The 19,132-nt window shown below is 64.9% G+C and carries 17 protein-coding genes; 10 read left to right on the top strand and 7 right to left on the bottom strand.

Annotation, left to right across the window (positions count from 1 at the left end):
- Positions 1–123: 123 nt before the first annotated feature.
- From LB525_RS26025 to LB525_RS26015, 3 genes are all read left to right on the top strand, one after another.
- The gene (locus tag LB525_RS26025; RefSeq protein WP_224548896.1) at positions 124–2,292 is read left to right on the top strand and encodes a malate synthase G; all 2,169 of its coding nucleotides are present in this window, start codon (positions 124–126) and stop codon (positions 2,290–2,292) included.
- Between the two features lie 124 nt (positions 2,293–2,416).
- Positions 2,417–2,998, top strand: coding sequence for a DUF308 domain-containing protein (locus LB525_RS26020; protein ID WP_224548902.1), 582 nt, complete (start codon positions 2,417–2,419; stop codon positions 2,996–2,998).
- Positions 2,999–3,028: 30 nt separating this feature from the next.
- Complete coding sequence (locus LB525_RS26015) at positions 3,029–3,616, top strand: TetR/AcrR family transcriptional regulator (protein WP_224548900.1); 588 nt, start codon at positions 3,029–3,031, stop codon at positions 3,614–3,616.
- Positions 3,617–3,644: 28 nt separating this feature from the next.
- On the opposite strand, the gene LB525_RS26010 is transcribed toward LB525_RS26015, so the two are convergent.
- The 5 genes from LB525_RS26010 to LB525_RS25995 form a co-directional block, all read right to left on the bottom strand.
- Positions 3,645–5,174, bottom strand: coding sequence for a YifB family Mg chelatase-like AAA ATPase (locus LB525_RS26010; RefSeq protein ID WP_224548894.1), 1,530 nt, complete (start codon positions 5,172–5,174; stop codon positions 3,645–3,647).
- Positions 5,175–5,357: 183 nt separating this feature from the next.
- Complete coding sequence (locus LB525_RS28750; RefSeq protein WP_411971050.1) at positions 5,358–5,858, bottom strand: glycosyltransferase; 501 nt, start codon at positions 5,856–5,858, stop codon at positions 5,358–5,360.
- Between the two features lie 700 nt (positions 5,859–6,558).
- Positions 6,559–7,512 (bottom strand): glutathione synthase, encoded by a 954-nt coding sequence (gene gshB / locus LB525_RS26005; RefSeq protein ID WP_095769440.1) that lies wholly within the window; start codon positions 7,510–7,512, stop codon positions 6,559–6,561.
- An 80-nt stretch (positions 7,513–7,592) separates the two neighbouring features.
- Positions 7,593–7,967, bottom strand: coding sequence for a GtrA family protein (locus LB525_RS26000; RefSeq protein WP_140845295.1), 375 nt, complete (start codon positions 7,965–7,967; stop codon positions 7,593–7,595).
- On the bottom strand, positions 7,967–8,971 hold the full coding sequence (locus LB525_RS25995; protein WP_224548892.1) for a glycosyltransferase: 1,005 nt from the start codon (positions 8,969–8,971) through the stop codon (positions 7,967–7,969). The genes LB525_RS26000 and LB525_RS25995 overlap by 1 nt, the downstream gene beginning before the upstream one ends.
- A 129-nt stretch (positions 8,972–9,100) precedes the next feature.
- On the opposite strand from LB525_RS25995, the gene LB525_RS25990 reads away from it, so the two are divergent.
- From LB525_RS25990 to LB525_RS25960, 7 genes are all read left to right on the top strand, one after another.
- Positions 9,101–10,897: a GtrA family protein gene (locus LB525_RS25990; protein WP_224548890.1), complete on the top strand. Its 1,797-nt coding sequence runs from the start codon at positions 9,101–9,103 to the stop codon at positions 10,895–10,897.
- A gap of 246 nt (positions 10,898–11,143) precedes the next feature.
- Positions 11,144–12,493 (top strand): putative bifunctional diguanylate cyclase/phosphodiesterase, encoded by a 1,350-nt coding sequence (locus LB525_RS25985; protein WP_140635945.1) that lies wholly within the window; start codon positions 11,144–11,146, stop codon positions 12,491–12,493.
- A gap of 530 nt (positions 12,494–13,023) precedes the next feature.
- On the top strand, positions 13,024–13,791 hold the full coding sequence (locus tag LB525_RS25980; RefSeq protein ID WP_224532188.1) for an SDR family NAD(P)-dependent oxidoreductase: 768 nt from the start codon (positions 13,024–13,026) through the stop codon (positions 13,789–13,791).
- Entirely contained in the window at positions 13,788–14,723 is a 936-nt protein-coding gene (locus LB525_RS25975) for a 2-dehydro-3-deoxygalactonokinase (RefSeq protein WP_224548888.1), read from the top strand. Before LB525_RS25980 ends, LB525_RS25975 begins: the two co-directional genes overlap by 4 nt.
- Complete coding sequence (locus LB525_RS25970; protein WP_224548885.1) at positions 14,720–15,358, top strand: 2-dehydro-3-deoxy-6-phosphogalactonate aldolase; 639 nt, start codon at positions 14,720–14,722, stop codon at positions 15,356–15,358. Before LB525_RS25975 ends, LB525_RS25970 begins: the two co-directional genes overlap by 4 nt.
- Complete coding sequence (locus LB525_RS25965) at positions 15,358–16,230, top strand: SMP-30/gluconolactonase/LRE family protein (protein WP_224548883.1); 873 nt, start codon at positions 15,358–15,360, stop codon at positions 16,228–16,230. The genes LB525_RS25970 and LB525_RS25965 overlap by 1 nt, the downstream gene beginning before the upstream one ends.
- A gap of 532 nt (positions 16,231–16,762) precedes the next feature.
- Positions 16,763–17,815, top strand: coding sequence for a D-alanine:D-lactate ligase-like protein (locus tag LB525_RS25960; protein WP_224548880.1), 1,053 nt, complete (start codon positions 16,763–16,765; stop codon positions 17,813–17,815).
- A 299-nt stretch (positions 17,816–18,114) separates the two neighbouring features.
- On the opposite strand, the gene LB525_RS25955 is transcribed toward LB525_RS25960, so the two are convergent.
- Both LB525_RS25955 and pyrF read right to left on the bottom strand, forming a co-directional pair.
- On the bottom strand, positions 18,115–18,402 hold the full coding sequence (locus LB525_RS25955) for a DUF1330 domain-containing protein (RefSeq protein WP_224548878.1): 288 nt from the start codon (positions 18,400–18,402) through the stop codon (positions 18,115–18,117).
- Positions 18,403–18,443: 41 nt separating this feature from the next.
- Positions 18,444–19,127 (bottom strand): orotidine-5'-phosphate decarboxylase, encoded by a 684-nt coding sequence (gene pyrF / locus LB525_RS25950; protein WP_224548898.1) that lies wholly within the window; start codon positions 19,125–19,127, stop codon positions 18,444–18,446.
- Positions 19,128–19,132 lie beyond the last annotated feature (5 nt).

Genomic DNA, 19,132 nt, shown 5'->3' with positions numbered 1-19,132 from the left:
GATCCACCTTCTCCCACAAGGGGAGAAGGAAAAGGCCGCGCCCCTCTACACTCTAAGCTGAATTGACCCCGCAACCCCAAACATGCCAAACGCCCGGCAAGCCACCTATCTGGAGACGAGCAGATGACCGACCGCATCGAGATCGCCGGGTTGCGGATTGCCCGGGAGCTCCACGACTTCGTCGCCGAGGAGGCGGCAGTCGGCACCGGCATCGACCCGGAAGAATTCTGGACCGGCTTTTCGGCCATCGTCCACGACCTCGCGCCGAAGAACCGCGCGCTGCTCGCCAAACGCGACGCCATGCAGGAGAAGCTCGACTTCTGGTATCGCGAAAACGGCGCGCCGATCGACATGGAGGCTTACAAGACTTTCCTCAAGGAGATCGGCTATTTGGTGCCGGAAGGGCCGGCCTTCAGCGTCTCGACCGAGCATGTCGACCCCGAGATCGCCGTCGTTGCCGGGCCGCAGCTCGTCGTGCCGGTGATGAATGCGCGCTATGCGCTCAACGCCGCCAATGCGCGCTGGGGCTCGCTCTATGACGCGCTCTACGGCACCGACGCCGTTCCCGAGACCGGCGGCGCCGAGAAGGGCAAGGGATTCAACCCGGCGCGCGGCGCCAAGGTGATCGCCTGGGCGAAAGATTTTCTCGACCAGTCGGTACCGCTGACCACAGGCAAATGGGCGGGCGTCAATGGGCTGTCGGTGGCGAATGGCGCGCTGAAAGCAGGCGAGGGCGCCGGCGCTACGACGCTTGCCGATCCAAGGCAGTTCGTCGGCTATCGCGGCGATGCCGCCACACCGGAAGCCGTGCTCCTGGTCAAGAACGGTTTGCATATCGAGATCGTGATCGATCGCGCCAACCAGATCGGCAGGACCGATCCGGCCGGCATCGCCGACGTCCTCCTCGAAGCCGCGTTGACCACCATCCAGGACTGCGAGGATTCGGTCGCCGCCGTCGATGCCGAGGATAAGGTCGTCGTCTACCGCAACTGGCTCGGCCTGATGAAGGGCGATCTCACGGAAGAGATCGCCAAGGGCGGCAAGACCTTCGTCCGCAAGCTCAACCCGGACCGCACCTACACCTCGCGCGGCGGCGGCACGCTTACGCTGCCCGGCCGCTCGCTGATGCTGGTGCGCAATGTCGGCCACCTGATGACCAACCCGGCGATCATCGACCGCGACGGCAACGAGGTGCCGGAAGGCATCATGGATGCGGCGCTCACCGCGCTGATCGCGCTGCACGATGTCGGCCCGAACGGCCGCCGGATGAATTCCCGCGCCGGCTCGATGTATGTGGTGAAGCCGAAGATGCACGGGCCGGAAGAGGTCGCCTTCGCCGTCGAGATTTTCGACCACGTCGAAGCGCTGCTCGGTATGGCCAGGAACACCATCAAGATGGGCATCATGGACGAGGAGCGGCGCACCACCGTCAACCTCAAGGAAGCGATCCGCGCCGCAAGAGAGCGCGTGGTGTTCATCAACACCGGCTTCCTCGACCGCACCGGCGACGAGATCCACACCTCGATGGAAGCCGGCCCGATGATCCGCAAGGGCGACATGAAGCAGGCTGCCTGGATTTCCGCCTATGAGGCCTGGAATGTCGACACCGGCCTGGAATGCGGGCTCGCCGGCCACGCCCAGATCGGCAAAGGCATGTGGGCGATGCCGGATCTGATGGCGGCGATGCTGGTTGAGAAGATCGCCCATCCCAAGGCCGGCGCCAACACCGCCTGGGTGCCGTCGCCGACAGCGGCGACGCTGCACGCCACGCACTACCACAAGGTCGACGTGCACGCCGTGCAGGCGGCGCTGAAGAGCCGGCCGAAGGCGAAGCTCGACGACATCCTGTCTGTGCCGGTAGCAAGGCGGCCGAACTGGACGCCGGACGAGATCCAGCGCGAGCTCGACAACAACGCGCAAGGCATTTTGGGCTATGTCGTGCGCTGGATCGACCAAGGCGTCGGCTGCTCGAAAGTGCCCGATATCAACGATGTCGGCCTGATGGAGGACCGCGCCACCCTGCGCATCTCCTCGCAGCACATCGCCAATTGGCTGCGCCACAAGGTGTGCTCGGAAATCCAGGTGAGAGACTCGCTGCAACGCATGGCGGCCATCGTCGACCGCCAGAATGTCGGCGACCCGCTCTACCGGCCGATGGCGCCGGATTTCGACAATTCCATCGCCTTCCAGGCAGCCTGCGACCTGGTGTTCAAGGGTACGGTGCAGCCGAACGGCTATACCGAGCCGGTGCTGCATAAGCGGCGACTGGAGCTGAAGGCGCGCGAGCAGTAGCGCGGCGCAAGCGGGCGCCGATCACGTAAACGAGATATCGAGGTGATCGGCGACCGGTCCACAAGGCATTGACGATTTTCAATCTACCTACTAGTTGGTAGGCAATTGAATGAAAGGAACCGTCATGCCTGCACGAATGAACCATGCCCAGTCCTCAAACGGCTGGCTCAAAAGCTACTATTTTCTGCGGTTTGCCGTGTCGGCGGCCTGGGTCGCGATAGCCGTCACCGTCGCGAAGTCGGTTCCGCCGCTCGCCGCCGTAATGCTGGTGGCCTACCCCGCCTGGGACGCGCTCGCGAACTATGTCGACGCGCAGCGCAGTGGCGGCTTGGGCCGCAACAAGTCGCAGCTCCTCAATTTCGCCGTCAGCATCGTCACCGCAATCGCGGTCGCTATCGCGCTTGGCCGCAGCATGAACGCGGTGCTCGCGGTCTATGGGGTCTGGGCGGTCGTCTCCGGCGCGTTTCAGCTTCTCACCGCGGCGCGTCGCTGGAAGAGTAACGGCGCCCAATGGGCGATGATCCTGAGTGGCGCGCAATCAGCGCTGGCCGGCCTCTTTTTTGTCAAGATGGCGGACGGCGCCGAGGCCATCGGCATCGCCAATGTCGCGCCCTATGCAGCTTTCGGTGCCTTCTACTTCCTCGTGTCCGCCGTGTGGCTGTCGGTCAGCGATATCCTTCGCAAGTCGCCGCAGGCCGTGCGTTGAGATTTCCTCCGCCGGAGGTTAGGCATGTCCATGGACAAGCCGTCGAACACCGCCGATGACATACTGGCCGCCGCGCGACGCTTCATCGTCGCCGGCGGCTATAACGGGTTCAGCTACGCCGATATCGCCGACGTGGTCGGTATCCGCAAAGCCAGCATCCATCATCATTTCCCGAGCAAGGTCGACCTGGTGCAAAGCCTGGTCAGGCGCTACCTCGAGGATGCCGTGACGGGCATGACGGAGCTAGAGCGCAGTGTGCCTGCGCCGCCTCAGTTGCTGCGCACCTATGCCGACTTCTGGGCGCAGTGCATCGAGGATGCGAGCAGGCCGATCTGCGTCTGCGCGCTGCTTGCCAGCGAGCTTCCGGCCCTTCCGCCCGAGGTGGCCGCGGAGGTCCGGGCCTATTTCCGGTTTCTCTCGGGGTGGCTGACCGGCGTTATCGAGCGCGGCGCCGCGCAAGGCACATTGACGATCGCCGCCGCGCCGCGCGTGGAGGCGGAAGCCTTCATGGCGACCGTGCACGGGGCGATGATTTCCGCGCGGGCCTATGGCGATGGATCGAGCTTCGCCATGATCCTGGCACCGACGCTGCAGAAGCTGATCCCGGCGCAAGATTGAAGAGGGATGAAAGCCCGATACGCCCGCTTCACGCCGCCTGCGCCATGCGCTGCGCGCTCATGCGATAAGAGATCGCCTCGGCCAGATGGATGCGGCCGACGGTCTCGCTGGCGTCGAGGTCGGCCAGCGTGCGCGCCACTTTCAGCACGCGGTGATAGGCCCGCGCCGAAAAGCCGAGCTTTTCGCTGGCGTCCTTGAGCAGCGTCAGCCCGGCGCTATCGGGCTTGGCGATCTCCTCGATGATCGAGGGCGGGCAGTGCGCGTTGGTGGTGGCGCCCGCGCCCAGTCTTTCCAGCCTTTCGCGCTGCATGGCACGCGCACGTGCCACGCGCTGCGCCACCGAAGCGCTCGTCTCGGCCTTGTCCGGCCGGATGAGGTCGCTCGCCGAGACCGCCGGCACCTCGATCCTGAGGTCGATGCGGTCGAGCAGCGGGCCGGAAATGCGCGCCTGGTATTCGGTGCGGCAGCGGTCGCCGCGCAGGCAGCGATAGCCGGGCTCGCCCGACATGCCGCAGCGGCACGGATTCATCGCCGCCACCAGCTGGATGCGCGCCGGATAAGTGACGCGGTGGTTGGCGCGCGCGATCATGCAGTCGCCTGTTTCCAGCGGCTGGCGCAGCGCATCCAATGTCTGCGGCGTGAATTCCGGCAACTCGTCGAGGAACAGCACGCCGTGATGGGCGAGCGAGACCTCACCCGGACGCGCGCGCAGCCCGCCGCCCACCATCGCCGCCATCGAGGCCGAATGATGCGGGGCGCGGAACGGCCGCCGGTCGGTCAGCTTGCCTTCGCCGAGCTCGCCGGCGACGGAAGCGATCATCGACACTTCGAGCAGCTCCTTCGGCGCCAGCGGCGGCAGGATCGAGGGCAGGCGCTGCGCCAGCATCGACTTGCCCGAGCCGGGCGGCCCGACCATGAGAAGGTTGTGGCCGCCGGCGGCAGCCACTTCGACCGCCCTCTTGGCGCTCTCCTGGCCCTTGATGTCGGCGAGATCCGGCAGGTCGCGCGCAGCAAGCTGGATGCCGGCCTCGGGCCGCGACAGCACCTGCGTGCCGCGAAAATGGTTGGCGACGGCAATCAGGCTGCGCGGCGCAAGGATGTCGAAATCCTTGCCTGCCCAGGCCGCCTCGGGGCCGCAGGCGAAGGGACAGATCAGGCCCTTGCTCTCCGCATTGGCGCCGATCGCCGCCGGCAGCGCGCCGGCAACGCCGGCGATGGTGCCGTCGAGCGACAATTCGCCAAGCACCACATAGCCGGCCAGCATATCGCCGGGGATGGCGCCGAGCGCCGCCATCAGGCCGAGCGCGATCGGCAGGTCGTAATGGCTGCCTTCCTTGGGAAGATCGGCCGGCGCGAGATTCACCGTCACCTTCTTCGACGGCATCGACAGGCCCGACGCATGCAGCGCCGCCTGCACGCGCTCGCGGCTTTCGGCCACCGCCTTGTCCGGCAGGCCGACGATCTGCATGCCGACCTTGCCTGGCCCGACCATCACCTGGACATCGACCGGCAAAGCCTCGATGCCCTGGAAAGCGACCGTGCGAACCCGCGCTACCATTTATCCAAAACCCCCGGCCTCAACGCGCCCGTATCCACCATCGGGCCGCGAGCGCGTAAAGTCCAGACAACCATAGATTTTCGAAACGCGCAAGAACATTACAGGAACATCTATCCGCGAAGATGATGGATTTCGGCCAAAGCTCCTTCTGGACTAAAAGGCCGAGGCGCGCCCAAGCAGCCGCTATCCCCCGTGCTCTCGACCTGTTGAACAAGGCGAGCAGTCCCTCCGGCAATCCGGGCTGTTGCCGTCTAGGCGGTGATGTAAGGCATCGACCGTGCCTGAAAGCGATCGATCGATTGCGATGTGGGGTGGAAGCCACTCCATGACAGGATATCGGAAAGGCCAAGGCATGGCGAACCGGCGCAAAGAGCCGCTTTCCAGAAAAATCTCATTTACAAGGTCTATGAACCGCCGGCGGTCTCGCTCAACTCGTTTCAAAGTTTGCGAACGAATATAAGCCCGGGGGATTCGTCGCTCCTTCAGCGCTAAGACAGCCTCCGCGATGGATCGAGGGTCGGGTGGAACTGTAAGCGAATATTCGTCATCGAGATAAAGGTCTCGACCACCATGGTTCGGGGTCGTGACAACAGGTAGCCCCGCGAGAAGATACTCTGTGCTGGCGAACATTGGTCCCTCTATTGCAGAGAGACAAATTCCCACGGCTGCACGATTTAGATGCATGTTCACATGAGCCGGCGCCAATCGAACAGGTTTGCCGGTGCTGTCAAACTCATTGATAAACACGTGACCCGGCGCGAGCTCCCTGTGCCGATTTACCCGCGCCCTTTCCGACTCCGTCGTGGATGACCCCACTGAATCACGATAAAAGACAAATGCACAACGCTCGATGCCAAGGGACAAGTCGTGGCGTTTCCACGAAGCCAGTTGCGCATTGTATATTGCATCAAATTCTACAGGGATGTCCTCGAGGGGCCTGAATATGTATTCGGATGTTGTTGAAGTCTTGTTGTGCAGGACGGCGGCCTCACCGGACTGATTCAAGAGATCAGCCTCGGCTTGTGTGTTGGATAGGAAGATTAGCGAGTGACGGGGGTTCCCAAGTCTATGCAGGACGGCATAGGTCCGGATCATTTTGACGCTGGAATTGTTTTCGATGGACCAGGTTGGCGAGATGAGAAACCAGGCACGGTGACTGCGTGGAAGGAGAGGCATGTGACTTGCCAATCCAAGGGGCGTACCGGACATTCCCGAATAGGATATGAACGGATCGTCCGACAGCAAACTTGCCTGAAGAGCAGGTTGCGACTTCGCGGAAGAGTACCACCCTTTCCGGAGATAGCGGCGATGACGCAACATTGCTCCGACAATCTCGGATGCGGTAGGAGGCCGATATCCGTGCTGCAGAGTCAACATGCGGCAATTACGCGGCCGACTTCAGCCGCTTCCCCTCAACGCAATCCCAGAACAGGCTGGCGATGTCGGCGCCGCCAAAGCGCTGCACTTCGCGCACGCCGGTCGGCGAGGTGACGTTGATCTCGGTCATGTAGTCGCCGATCACGTCGATGCCGACGAGGATGAAGCCGCGCTCCCTGAGCGCCGGTCCGATGCGGGCGCAGATCTCGCGCTCGCGCTCCGTCAGCTCGGTCTTCTCGGCGCGGCCGCCGACATGCATGTTGGAGCGGGAATCGTGCTCGGCCGGCACGCGGTTGATGGCGCCGACCGGCTCGCCGTCGATCAGGATGATGCGCTTGTCGCCCTTGCGCACGTCCTTGAGATAGCGCTGCACGATATAGGGCTCGCGGAACAGCTGGCCGAACATTTCGAGCAGCGAGGCGAGGTTGCGGTCGGCCTCGTGCAGATGAAAGATGCCGGCGCCGCCATTGCCGTAGAGCGGCTTGACGATGATGTCGCCGAACTCCTTGCGGAAGGCCGCCACTTCCTGGGGGTCCTTGGTGATCAGCGTCTCCGGCATCAGGTCCGGGAATTCGGTGACGAAGATCTTTTCCGGGCTGTTGCGCACCCAGGCCGGGTCGTTGACCACCAGCGTCTTCGGATGGATGCGCTCCAATATGTGCGTGGTGGTGATGTAATTCATGTCGAAGGGCGGGTCTTGCCTGAGCAGCACGACGTCCATCTCGGAGAGGTCGGTGCGCACCTTCTCGCCCAGCGCGTAATGGTTGCCCTTCTCGTCGCGCACCTGCATCTCCTCGATGCGCGCGAACACCTTGCCGCCCACCATCGACAGCCGGTCGGGCGTGTAGTGGAAAAGCTTGTGGCCGCGCCGCTGCGCCTCCAGTGACAGCGCGAAGGTCGTGTCGCCGGCGATCGACACGGTGGAGACATGGTCCATCTGGACGGCGATCTTCAACGGCATTTGCGGTCTCCGGGGAACTCAGACGCCCGATATAAGGAAATCGGCGGCGCCTGCCAATCGTGCTCGCTTGGTGCAGAGGCTCAGCGGTCGAAGACCAGCCTGGAGTAGCCGAGGAAGGACAGCGCCATCGCGACGATCGAGGCAAAGGCCAGTGCCGCCAGCGGCGGCAGGGCAGGCAGCGCGAAGAGCAGAGCGCAGTAGACCAGGTAATTGACGATGCTGGTGGCGATGCCGACGCTGCCATAACGCACGCCTTCCTGCGCGATGCCCCGGCTCGACGGCGCGAAGGTCAGATGGCGGTTGATCTGCCAGGTGACGCAGAGCGCGAAGCCGATCGACAGCAGGCGCGCCGCCATCGGGCCGAGCGGCGTGGCGGCAAGCAGCAGCCAGAGCGCCGCGGCGTCGGCGACGAAGCCGATGCCGCCGGCAAGGGCGAAGCGGACGAGGCGATCCACTATGCCGCCCGCGAGGCCTTGCCCGGTTCGCCCTTGGGCGAGGCCTGCCCGGATATCCCGCGCTCGGCGCGGCCGGAGGAAATCGACAGATAGAAGATACGCTTCTGCTCGGCCCGGCCGCGCGAGACGGAATCGAGGATCAGCCCGGTCATCATCGACAGCATGGCCAACAGCAGCATGCCGATCGACAGCACCCAGGTCGGCATGCGCGGCACCAGCCCCGTCTGCGCGAACTCGACCAGCACCGGGATCATCAGGCCGATGCTGGCCGCCAGGAAGAACAGCGCGAACGTGCCGAAGAAGCGCAACGGCTGCGTCTCCTTCACCAGCATGGCGAACATCCACAGTATCCTGGCGCCGTCGCGGAAGGTCGACAGCTTCGACGACGAGCCTTCCGGGCGGCGGCCGTAATCGAGCGCCATCTCGCTCACCGGCAGCTTGAGCTGCGAGGCATGCACCGACATCTCGGTCTCGATCTCGAAGCCGCCGGAAACGGCCGGAAAGCTTTTGACGAAGCGGCGCGAAAAGACCCGGTAGCCGGAGAAGATATCGGTGAAGTCGGTCCCGAACAGACCTTTGTAGAGGCGGTTGAAGATGCGGTTGCCGAAAGCGTGGCCGTTGCGGCCGGCATCGTCGCTCACGCCGCGCCTGGTGCCCACCACCATGTCGGAGCGTTCGGTCTGCAGGACGTTGATCAGCTGCGGCGCATCCTCCGGCGCATAGGTGCCGTCGCCGTCGGCCATCACATAGATATCCGCGTCGATGTCGGCGAACATGCGCCGCACCACATTGCCCTTGCCCTGGCGCGGCTCGCGCACGACGACGGCGCCGGCGGCGCGGGCTTTCAGCGCGGTAAGGTCCTTGGAATTGTTGTCGTAGACATAGATCGCGGCCGAAGGCAGCGTCTCGCGGAAGCGCCGCACGACGTCGCCGATCGTCAGCTCCTCGTTGTAGCAAGGCAGGAGCACGGCGATGACCGGCTCGTGGCGGACTGCATGCGGCATGTCTGTCTCCGGACGCCCGATCCAGCCTCCGGCCGTGCTCATGCCGGCCCTGTCGAGCCGTTTTACTATTTATTGAAGCCGTTAAGGCTAGGTTTAAAAACCGATCCTCTCCCTTCAAAGGCCACCGCAATGGGCACAGCCGAGACCGGCGCCGCCGCCTGGAAATCCGATCTGGCGCTGGCGCTGCTTGCGGCCCTGCTCGCATTCGCCATCGATGCATGGGCCGGGCTTGGCCAACTGACCGACGCCGGCGGCGACAACGACAATCTGCTGCGCCTCGTCGAGGTCCGCGACCTGCTCGCCGGCCAGGGCTGGTTCGACCTGCACCAATACCGGATGGGGCTGGAAGACGGCTTCGTCATGCACTGGTCGCGGCTGGTCGACGCGCCGATCGCCGCCATCGCATTTGCGGCCTCGGCGCTCACCGGCAGCAGGCCGCTCGGCGAGGACGTGGCGCAGGTGATCTGGCCGGCGCTGCTCTTCTGGTCGACCTTGTTCTTCACCGCCCGCGCGGCGCGCAGCTTCGGCGGTGGCGGCGCGGTGCTGCCCGCCATCCTGATCGGCGCCGCCGGCTATTATTTCATCGGCATCTACGACCCCGGCGCGCTCGACCACCACAACGCCCAGCTGACGCTCACCATGGCGAGCCTCGCTTTGCTGCTCGAGGCGCCCTCCCGACGCTGGGCCGCGTTGTTGTCCGGCCTCTGCGCCGCGCTGACGCTCGCCGTCGGCATGGAAACCGTGCCCTATGTCGCCACCATCGGCGTGTGCGTGGCGCTGCTGTTCGTCGCCGATCCAGGCGGCGAACGGGCGATCGCCCGGAATTTCGGCCTTGGCTTTGCCGGTGTCGCGGCGCTTGTCTTCGCCGTCACCGTTCCGCCTTCCGCATGGGGCGTGGCGCAGTGCGACGCCTTCTCGGTCGCGCAGTTTGTCATCGCGGCCATTGCCGGCGCGGGGCTTGCCGCTATCGCCTCCGTCGAGCCCGCCGCCGGCAGCTGGCCGCGCAGGCTGGGGTCGCTTGCGCTTCTGGGGGTCGTGCTCGGCGTGGTCGTGGCGGTGCTGTTCCCGCAATGCCTCTCCGCGCCTTATGCCTCCCTCGATCCGCGCCTCAAGGAACTGTGGCTCGACCATATCGACGAGGCCCAGTCGCTGTTTGCGCTGCTTGTCCGCGATCCGGCTCGCGTGGCGGCGCGTTACGCGACGCCGCTGGTCGCGATCGTCCTGATGGCACGGCCCTTGCGCCGCGGCGGCTGGCGGCGGCAGGACAGCCTCGTTGCGGCACTGCTCGTCGTCGCCTTCGCGGTCGGCGCGTGGCAGGTGCGCGGCACCACCTTCTCGATCGCCTTTGCCGTCGTTCCGTTGTCGGCCTGGATCGCAAAATGGCGGGCGCGGGCCGAAGCCAGCTCCTCGCTCGGCGTGGCGCTGCGCCTTGCGGCCGTCTGGCTGGTCTCGATCAACCCGGTCTGGACGGGCGTCGCCGCGGCCGCCTCGGTGGCGTTCGAGAAGGGCAAACCCATTGCCGACGGCGGCGCCATGGACAAGACTTGCCAGAAGAAGGCCAGTTTTGCGCCGCTCGGCGGCATGGCCGATACCACCGTGCTGACGATCTCCAATCTCGGAGCGCCGGTCCTCGCTTATAGCGGCCATCGCGTTTTCGCCGGCCCCTATCACCGCAACGTCGCCGGCAATCTCCTGGCGCTGGACGCCTTTCTCGGCTCGGCCGATGACGCGCGGGCAATCGTCGAGGCGCATCGCGTCGGCCTCGTCGCCATCTGCCCCGGCAATGTCGAGACCCTGATCCTGACCCGGAAGGCGCCGCAGGGTTTCCTTGCCGGCCTGCTGCGCGGCTCCGTGCCGGACTGGCTCGAGCCGATCGGCGAGAAAGGCAGCCCGATCGAGCTCTATCGCCTAAAGCAAGCTGGCTAAAGCAATTCCCGAAGGTGCGAAACGACGTTTGCTGCGCAATTGCATCCCAGAAGAGACCGTTCGATACTTATATTAGCAATTATGCATAAATGAATATTGGAGGTGGGGCTGCCATTTCTTGTCCAAAGCTGAGCCGGCGACGTGCCAAGCAGCTTCTGGACGATGGAAAAATCGATTTTCCGATACTTTTCCTAAACGCTTTGCTGCCACTCTGGCCATAAATACCGACATCAGAACAGAGGCATGATGCAAACGACGTTTGGCACCGGCCAGCCAGGCAAGGAAAATACGGATCTGGCCTTCACGGATTCGTTGACCGGGCTCGGCAACCATCGTCGCTTCTTCGACAAGGTCGATCGCCTGATCAGCGACCGCGCCGACGATCCCGCGCCCTTTACCGTCGGCATCCTCGACCTCGACGGCTTCAAGCCGATCAACGACCTGTTCGGCCACAAGGCCGGCGACGACATCCTGATCCAGGTGGCGATGCGGCTGCGCGCTTCGATGGATGGCTATTCCACCGTCTGCCGCATCGGCGCCGACGAGTTCGCCTACCTCTATCCGATGGTGTTCTCGGAGGAGCAGGCGGCCGAGACGTCGCGCATGCTGATCGAGATATTGTCGGCGCCCTATGATGTCGGCGAGCGCACCGCAAGGCTTTCGGCCTCGGTCGGCTGCTCGCTGTTCTATTCCGGCGACGAGACCACCGAGATCCTTCTCAACAAGGCCGAGACTGCGCTCTATCACGCCAAGCGTTCGGGCCGCGGCCGCGTCGTCGTCTACACCCGCGAGATGGAAGAGGCGGCCAAGCGCGTCACCCGCATCGAGCAGGCGCTGCGCCGCGCCGTCTCGGCCGGCGAGGTCGAACCGCATTTCCAGCCGATCGTCGATTTGAGCAGCCGCCGCACCATCGGCTTCGAGACGCTGGCGCGCTGGACGGACCGCGACCTCGGCGTCGTGCCGCCATCCGTCTTCATCCCGATCGCCGAGGAACGCGGCATCATCGGCCCGCTGTCGCAGCTGGTGCTGCGCAAGGCGGCCGAGGCGGCGCGCAGCTGGCCGAAGGAGCTGTTCTTGTCCTTCAACCTGTCGCCCTCGCAGCTCGTCGACCAGAACACCGGCCTGCACATCCTGGCCATCCTCGACCGCACCGGCTTCGATCCGCGCCGGCTGGAGATCGAGATTACCGAGACTGGCCTGATGAACGATCCGGCCTCGGCCGAGAAGATCGTCGAGGACCTGCGCCGCGTCGGCATCCGCGTCTCGCTCGACGATTTCGGCACCGGCCAGTCGTCGCTCGGCCGCCTGCGCGAGTTCCATTTCGACAAGCTCAAGATCGACCGTGCCTTCGTCTCCTCCATCCTCGACGACCGGCCGTCGGAGCACATCATCCGCGCCATCCTCGCCATGTGCGAAGGGCTCGGCATGGATGTTGTCGCCGAAGGCATCGAGGACGAAGCGCAGGCCGACCGCCTCGTCCAGTTCGGCTGCGCCGGCGGGCAGGGCTATCTGTTCGGCAAGCCGGCCGATGCCGACGCCACGCTCGGCTATCTGCGCGATTCCTATCGCGGCGCGCTGCACGCAAAGGCGATCTGACAAGTTCCCCAGCACAGGGGATTTTGACCGATCGGCTCTGTTTGCGTTGATCGCATGCGCTGGAGATTGGCCGAAACGCCCATCGCGATCGTCATTCCAGGGCGGAGCAGGAGCGAAGCTCCGTCGCGAAGACCCTGGAATCCATGCCGTTACCATCGCCAAGGATCGCAACGGAGCAGAACTTTTGCACCGTGGCGGCGCTTCCAAGTCACGGAATGGATTCTACGGTCTGCGCGCGTCGCTTCGCTCCTTGCTCCGCCATAGAATGACGAGGTTGGGGCGGCTTCAACCAATCCCCGGCGTTTGTGCTGATTTCACGGAAATGAACGGAAAATCTTGCACCAAGACAAACGGCAACCTTTCAAATCCCTATGTCGGGGAACTAGAGCTTTCCGGCTGTTCGGAAGACCGGCCGCCGCCTGCGGCGCGTCGATCATTTGTCGGACATAAGCTACCGAAACCGCCATTTCGTCCTTGCTCCCGGGCCCGGCGTGGCTAGGATGCGCGCCGGCAAAACGGGAGAACGGATCATGATGCCATCGGCGCGTTTCGCCGACCTCGACGGCGCCTCGGTGCTGATCACCGGCGGCGGTTCCGGCATTGGTGCTGCGCTTACCGAAGGCTTTGTGCGGCAGGGCGCCAAGGTCGCTTTCATCGACATCGCCGACGAGCCAAGCACCGCCCTTGCCGACCGGCTGGAGAAGGAGCTTGGCCGACGCCCACTCTACCTCAGCGCCGACCTGCGCGATATCGCGGCGCTGCGCGCCGCCGTTGCCAAGGCGGCCGAGGCGCATGGCGACGTCACGGTGCTGGTCAACAATGCCGCGCTCGACGAGCGTCACGCAGTGGAAGACGTCACCGTCGAATTCTGGGACAACAACCTTGCGATCAACCTGCGCCCGCATTTCTTCACCGCCCAGGCCGTGGCGCCCGGCATGAAGCGGGCCGGCGGCGGCTCGATCATCAACTTCACCTCCACCTCCTATCTGATCAACCACCCCGATATGCCGGCCTACACCGCGGCCAAGGCGGGCATACTGGGCCTGACGAAAGGTCTCGCCGGCAAGCTCGGCGCCGACCGCATCCGCGTCAACGCGGTGGCGCCAGGCTGGGTCATTACCGAACGGCAACGCAAGCTCTGGGTCACTGACGAGGCGCTCGCCGCCCATGTCGCCAAGCAGTGCATCAAGGATGTCATGCAGCCCGACGACATGGTGGGCACGGTGCTGTTCCTGGCGTCGGACGCCTCGCGCATGCTGACTGCCCAGATGCTGATCGTCGATGGAGGTTTCCTGTGAGCCCGGCACCAGCGGTCGCTGCGCTCGACTGGGGCACGACCAGGCTCAGGGCTTGGCTGCTCGACGGCTCGGGCAAGGTGCTTGCCGAGCGGCGCGGCGATGACGGGTTGATCACCGCCCGCGAAAAAGGTTTTGCCAAGGTGCTGGAAGGCCATCTTGCCGCCATGGGCGCGCCGGAGGCGCTGCCGGTCATCATCTGCGGCATGGCCGGTTCCCGGCAGGGCTGGATCGAGGCGCCTTACGTCACCGTGCCGGCGCCGATCGGCGCGATCTTGCGCGGCGCCGCCCGCATCGAGGCGTCGGGCCGCGACATCCGCATCGTGCCCGGCCTCGCGCAGCGGCTGGCCGACGCGCCCGACGTGATGCGCGGCGAGGAAACCCAGCTTGCCGGCGCCGGTTTGCCGGCAAAGGGACGCCACCTCGTCTGCATGCCCGGCACGCATTCGAAATGGGTCGCGGTCGCGGACGGCGCGGTCACGGGCTTCGGCACCTGGCCGACCGGCGAATTGTTCTCCGTGCTGGCAACGCACTCGATCCTGAAACACTCGCTGGGCGAGCATCCCGCTCCGGTTGCCGCGGGCAGCCAGTTCTTCCGGCAATGGTGCGAGCGGGGTTTGGGCGAAGGCGGCGATGTCACCTCGAAACTGTTTGCCATCCGCGCCGCCGGGCTTCTGCAGGATCTGCAGCCCACTGACGCGGCGGCCTGCCTGTCCGGGCTTCTGATCGGCGGCGAGATCGCCTCGGCAAGGCGTCGCTATGGCGCTAGCGATGCGCCGGTGGCGCTGATCGCCTCCGGCGCACTGGCCGAGCTTTATGGCGCAGCGCTGGGCCTCGCCGGCCTTGCCTTTCGCAGCGTGGACGCCGATGAAGCGGTGCGCGCCGGCCTCGTCGAAGCCGCGCGCGAGAACGGCATGATTGGAGGCGCTTCATGAGCCAGACCGCACCCTTCCCGAAACTGAAGTGCGGGCTTGTCGCCATCCTGCGCGGCCTGAAGCCGTCCGAGGCGGTGGCGATCGGCCGGGCGGTCCACGATGCCGGCATCGAGGCGATCGAAGTGCCGCTCAATTCGCCGGAGCCGTTCCTCTCCATCGCCGATCTGGTCAAGGCGCTGCCGAAAAGCGCGCTGATCGGCGCCGGCACGGTGCTGACGGCGACGGACGTCGATGCCTTGCACAAGGCCGGCGGCAAGTTGCTGGTCAGCCCCAACATCGATGCCGAGGTCATGGGCCGCGCCATGCAATACGGCATGGTGACGATGCCGGGCGTGTTCACGCCGACCGAAGCCTTCCAGGCGATCCGCCTCGGCGCCTCGGCGCTGAAATTCTTCCCGGCAAGCGTGCTTGGATCGAGCGGCATCGCGGCGATCCGCGCCGTGCTGCCGGCAACGACGCTTGTCGGCGCCGTCGGCGGCGTTTCCGACAAGGATTTCGCCGGCTACAAAGCGGTCGGCGTCAGTATCTTCGGGCTGGGATCGAGCCTCTACAAGCCGGGTGCGAGCGTCGAGGACGTGGCGCAGCGCGCCCGCGCCGCGGTCGCCGCCTGGGATAAAGCTTTCGGAGTGGCGTGATGAATGGCGTTTCGGTTTTTTCCGACCATATCTGCGAGCTCGGCGAGGGTCCGAGCTACGATCCCGCCACCGACACGCTGTTCTGGTTCGACATCGTCAACGGCAAGCTTCTGGAAAAGCCGCTCGCCGGCGCGCTGAAAGTGCATGATCTAGGCGTCATGGCCAGCGCCATTGCGGTCATCGACGCCGACCGCCAGCTGATCGCCACCGAGGTCGGCCTGCAAGTCCGGGACGTCAAGACCGGCAAGCTGACGCTGCACACGCCGATCGAGGCCGACAATCCGCTGACGCGCTCCAACGATTCCCGCGTTCATCCCTGCGGCGCCTTGTGGACCGGCACGATGGGCAAGGACGAGCAGAAGGGCGCCGGGTCGATCTACTGGTTCTTCAAGGGCGAATTGCGCCGGCTGTTTTCGGGCATCACAGTCTCGAATTCCATCTGCTTCTCGGAGGACGGCAAAATCGCCTACTACACCGACACCGCGACCGGGCTTCTGATGCGCGTTGCCTGCGATCCGGCGACCGGCCTGCCGGCCGGCGAAGTGAAAGTGTTCGTCGATCATCGCTCCTCGAAAGGCTATATCGACGGTTCGGTCGTCGACCGCGACGGCGTGCTGTGGAATGCCGTCTGGGGCGGCAAGGCGGTTAAGGCCTATGCGCCAGACGGCACGCTGTTGCGCGAGATCGCCATGCCGGTGACGCAGGCCTCCTGCCCCGCTTTTGTCGGTTCAAAGGCCGACCGGCTGGCGGTGACCTCCGCCTGGAAAGGCAAGGACGAGAAGCAGCGCGCGCTCGACCCGCAGGCCGGCATGACCTTCCTGCTCGACATTCCAGTCAAGGGGCGCTTCGAGCCGCCCGTGCTGATCGCATAATTCCTCGACACAGGGGTTTTGAAAGCGTCCTGGTTGTCGGCAGGCAAGGTTTTCACCGTTCATTCCATGAAATCAGCGCAAACGCCGGAGATTGGCCGAGCCTCTCAACTCGTCATTCCAGGGCGAAGCAGCCGCGAAGCGGCGTCGCGGAGACCCTGGAATCCATTCCGTGACCTCGGCCGAAGGGCGCAGCGGAACAGAATTCTGCACCGTGAGCGGCGCTTCGACGTAACGGAATGGATCCTCGGGTCTGCGCGCGTCGCTTCGCTCCTTGCTCGCCCGTGGATGACGATCGTGATGGGGGTTTCGGCTAATCTCCAAGGCCGCTCCCCAAGGCAAACATAGCCCGCGGTCGAATCCGTGCTGGGGTATTGGGAGCAATCTTCGCCGGAGTGTTCCATCCGGAATTGCATCAAGACAAGAGATGCGGCGGCCGGCTTACTGTCGCGCAATCGCCTCGGTTCGGTCGGTTTCCCGCAAGCCGGCCACTTCGGGCATGCGATGGTACGCGCCTGATTTCCCGGAGCTTTCGATGCCGCAGCCGACCTTGATCCTTGTCTACGAACCGGAAACGGCCTGTTTCGACCGGCTGGTCGCCCAGGGTTATCCAGCGGAGCGCGCCATCGAGATCTCGTCCTATCTGGCGCAGTCGACCGACTTGGCGCCGGAATTCAACCAGCTTGCCGAGGCTTGCGAAAGGCGCGGCCTCGCCTTCAGGCCTGTCGAGCTCGACAACGCGGCGCCGGTTCTGGCGGGGGCCGATCCGGCAACGACGCTGGTCTGGACGCTTACCGACGGTATCGCCTACTTCCGTGGCGGCGCAGCGCCGGCGCTGGCGCGACTGAACAGGCTGCGCACCGTCGGCGCCGACGATTCGCTGTTCGCGCTCTGCCAGGACAAGCTGCGTTCTGGCGCCGTGCTCGGCGCGCTCGGCCTGCCGGCGCCGCAGGCCGGCCTGGCGCGCAACGGCGAATGGCTGGTCGAGCCGCCGGCCTCGCCCAAGGGCTGGTTCGTGAAACCCAACCGGCTCGGCGCCAAGATCGGCATCTGGCCGGATTCGCGCGTCAGCGATCTCGGCCACGCGCTGGAGCTTAGCCGGCGTGTTTTTTCGCATTATCACGACGATGTCGTCGTCCAGCCCTATGTCGCCGGCCGCAACGTGCGGGCGAGCTTTCTTGGGTTGAAGGAAGAAACCGGCGTCGAGGCTTTGGGCATATTCTTCGTCGGTTCCGGCGGCGACTTCCAGACCATGGCCGACTCGATGGCACTCTATGGCCAGACCGGTCAGGCGGCGAAGGATGCTGGCACCTATGCCGAGCCGGAACTTGAGGCCGTGGGCGCCAGTCAGCCTGAGGCGGATCGAAAAATCCGCGCCATCGCGCAGAAGCTGATAAGCGCTCTGGGCCTGGGGGACGTCTTTTCCGTCGACTTCAGGGTCGAGGCCGACGATACCGTGCACCTCATCGAGTTCGAAGTCTGCCCCGGCCTGCCCTGCTTCGATTTCCGCGACTATTGCCGAAAGCAGTGGGGCATGGAACTCGCCGATGCGATGGCGGAGACGGCGGCCAACCGGCTCTTCGGCTAACAGGTTGAAGTCGTGACCTTCATGATTGGCTGAGCCCTAACGACTTCGTCATTCCAGGGCGGAGCAAGGAGCGAAGCGACGCGCGCAGACCCTGGAATCCATGCCGCTACCTTGGCCACGGAGTGCAGCGGAGCAGAATTCTGGACCGCAGCGGCGCGTTGAAGTCACGGAATGGATCCTCGGGTCTGCGCTGCGTCGCTACGCTCCTTGCTCCGCCCGTGGATGACGACAGCTGGGCGTTTTCGGCAATCTCCAATGTAAGCCGCGCAGCAACAGCCGATCTGCCTGCTTTGCCGAACCTAGACGCCCTCGACCAGCACGATCTCGCCATCGGCCACTTTCTGGCGGATGGCGGCGGCGCGCTGGTAGTCCGGCGAGTGGTAGCAGTCATGCGCCACGGCCAGCGATTCGAACTCGATGATGACGTTGCGGGCGCGCCCCGGCCCTTCGGCCTTTTCGTGCTCGCCGCCGCGCGCCAGGAACTTCGCGCCAAAGCGGTCGAAGGCGAGCTTCGCGGCGGCGACATAGTCCTTGTAGCCTTCGGCGTCGCGCACATCGACACGGGCGATCCAATATCCCTTCGGCATTCTTTTTCTCCTGTTTGTTTTTCGCGAAAGAGGGCCGGTCCTCAGGCGGATTGCATTTCGGCGAGGATCGCCTCGGCCGCGGCGCGGCGGTCAGGCGCGGCGACGATCGGCCGGCCGACGACAAGGTGGCTGGAGCCGTTGCGGATCGCCTGCGCCGGCGTCACCACGCGTTTCTGGTCGCCATGGGCGCTGCCGGCCGGCCGGATGCCCGGCGTCACCACCGCCAGATCGGGTCCGACGATGCGGCGCACCGCCTCGGCCTCCTCAGCCGAGCAGACGATGCCGCCCATGCCGGCATGCAGCGCCTGTTCGGAGCGCCTGAGCACCAGCGTGTGCGGGTCGTATTCATAGCCGGCGTCGATCACGTCCTGCTCGTCCATCGAGGTCAGCACCGTCACGCCAAGCAGGCAGAGCTCGCTGCCCCTGGCCGCCTCGACAGCCGCTCTCATGGTTTTTGGATAGGCATGCAGCGTCAGCATCGTCATGCCCATCTTGACGATGTTCTCGACGCCCTTGGCGACCGTGTTGTCGATGTCGAGCAGCTTCATGTCGAGAAACACCTTCGTGCCGCCGCTGGCGAGCTCCCGCGCGAAGTCCAATCCGCCGGCGAAGGCGAGCTGGTAGCCGATCTTGTAGAAGGAAACGGCGCCTTCGAGCTCGCGCACCGCCTTCTCGGCCTCTTTCAGCGTCGGCAGGTCCAGCCCAACGATCAGCCTGTCCCGCATAGTGT

It is taken from the genome of Mesorhizobium sp. CA16, from assembly GCF_020165175.1.
Taxonomy (GTDB): domain Bacteria; phylum Pseudomonadota; class Alphaproteobacteria; order Rhizobiales; family Rhizobiaceae; genus Mesorhizobium.
This window is presented reverse-complemented; position numbering and strand designations above follow the sequence as displayed.

Excerpts from the sequence above, each read along its gene's own strand:
- LB525_RS26025 (WP_224548896.1), top strand. The coding sequence starts at position 124 with ATGACCGACCGCATCGAGATCGCCGGGTTGCGGATTGCCCGGGAGCTC.
- LB525_RS26020 (WP_224548902.1), top strand. The coding sequence starts at position 2,417 with ATGCCTGCACGAATGAACCATGCCCAGTCCTCAAACGGCTGGCTCAAA.
- LB525_RS26015 (WP_224548900.1), top strand. The coding sequence starts at position 3,029 with ATGGACAAGCCGTCGAACACCGCCGATGACATACTGGCCGCCGCGCGA.
- LB525_RS26010 (WP_224548894.1), bottom strand. The coding sequence starts at position 5,174 with ATGGTAGCGCGGGTTCGCACGGTCGCTTTCCAGGGCATCGAGGCTTTG.
- LB525_RS28750 (WP_411971050.1), bottom strand. The coding sequence starts at position 5,858 with ATGCATCTAAATCGTGCAGCCGTGGGAATTTGTCTCTCTGCAATAGAG.
- gshB (WP_095769440.1), bottom strand. The coding sequence starts at position 7,512 with ATGCCGTTGAAGATCGCCGTCCAGATGGACCATGTCTCCACCGTGTCG.
- LB525_RS25995 (WP_224548892.1), bottom strand. The coding sequence starts at position 8,971 with ATGCCGCATGCAGTCCGCCACGAGCCGGTCATCGCCGTGCTCCTGCCT.
- LB525_RS25990 (WP_224548890.1), top strand. The coding sequence starts at position 9,101 with ATGGGCACAGCCGAGACCGGCGCCGCCGCCTGGAAATCCGATCTGGCG.
- LB525_RS25985 (WP_140635945.1), top strand. The coding sequence starts at position 11,144 with ATGCAAACGACGTTTGGCACCGGCCAGCCAGGCAAGGAAAATACGGAT.
- LB525_RS25980 (WP_224532188.1), top strand. The coding sequence starts at position 13,024 with ATGATGCCATCGGCGCGTTTCGCCGACCTCGACGGCGCCTCGGTGCTG.
- LB525_RS25970 (WP_224548885.1), top strand. The coding sequence starts at position 14,720 with ATGAGCCAGACCGCACCCTTCCCGAAACTGAAGTGCGGGCTTGTCGCC.
- LB525_RS25965 (WP_224548883.1), top strand. The coding sequence starts at position 15,358 with ATGAATGGCGTTTCGGTTTTTTCCGACCATATCTGCGAGCTCGGCGAG.
- LB525_RS25960 (WP_224548880.1), top strand. The coding sequence starts at position 16,763 with ATGCCGCAGCCGACCTTGATCCTTGTCTACGAACCGGAAACGGCCTGT.
- LB525_RS25955 (WP_224548878.1), bottom strand. The coding sequence starts at position 18,402 with ATGCCGAAGGGATATTGGATCGCCCGTGTCGATGTGCGCGACGCCGAA.
- pyrF (WP_224548898.1), bottom strand. The coding sequence starts at position 19,127 with ATGCGGGACAGGCTGATCGTTGGGCTGGACCTGCCGACGCTGAAAGAG.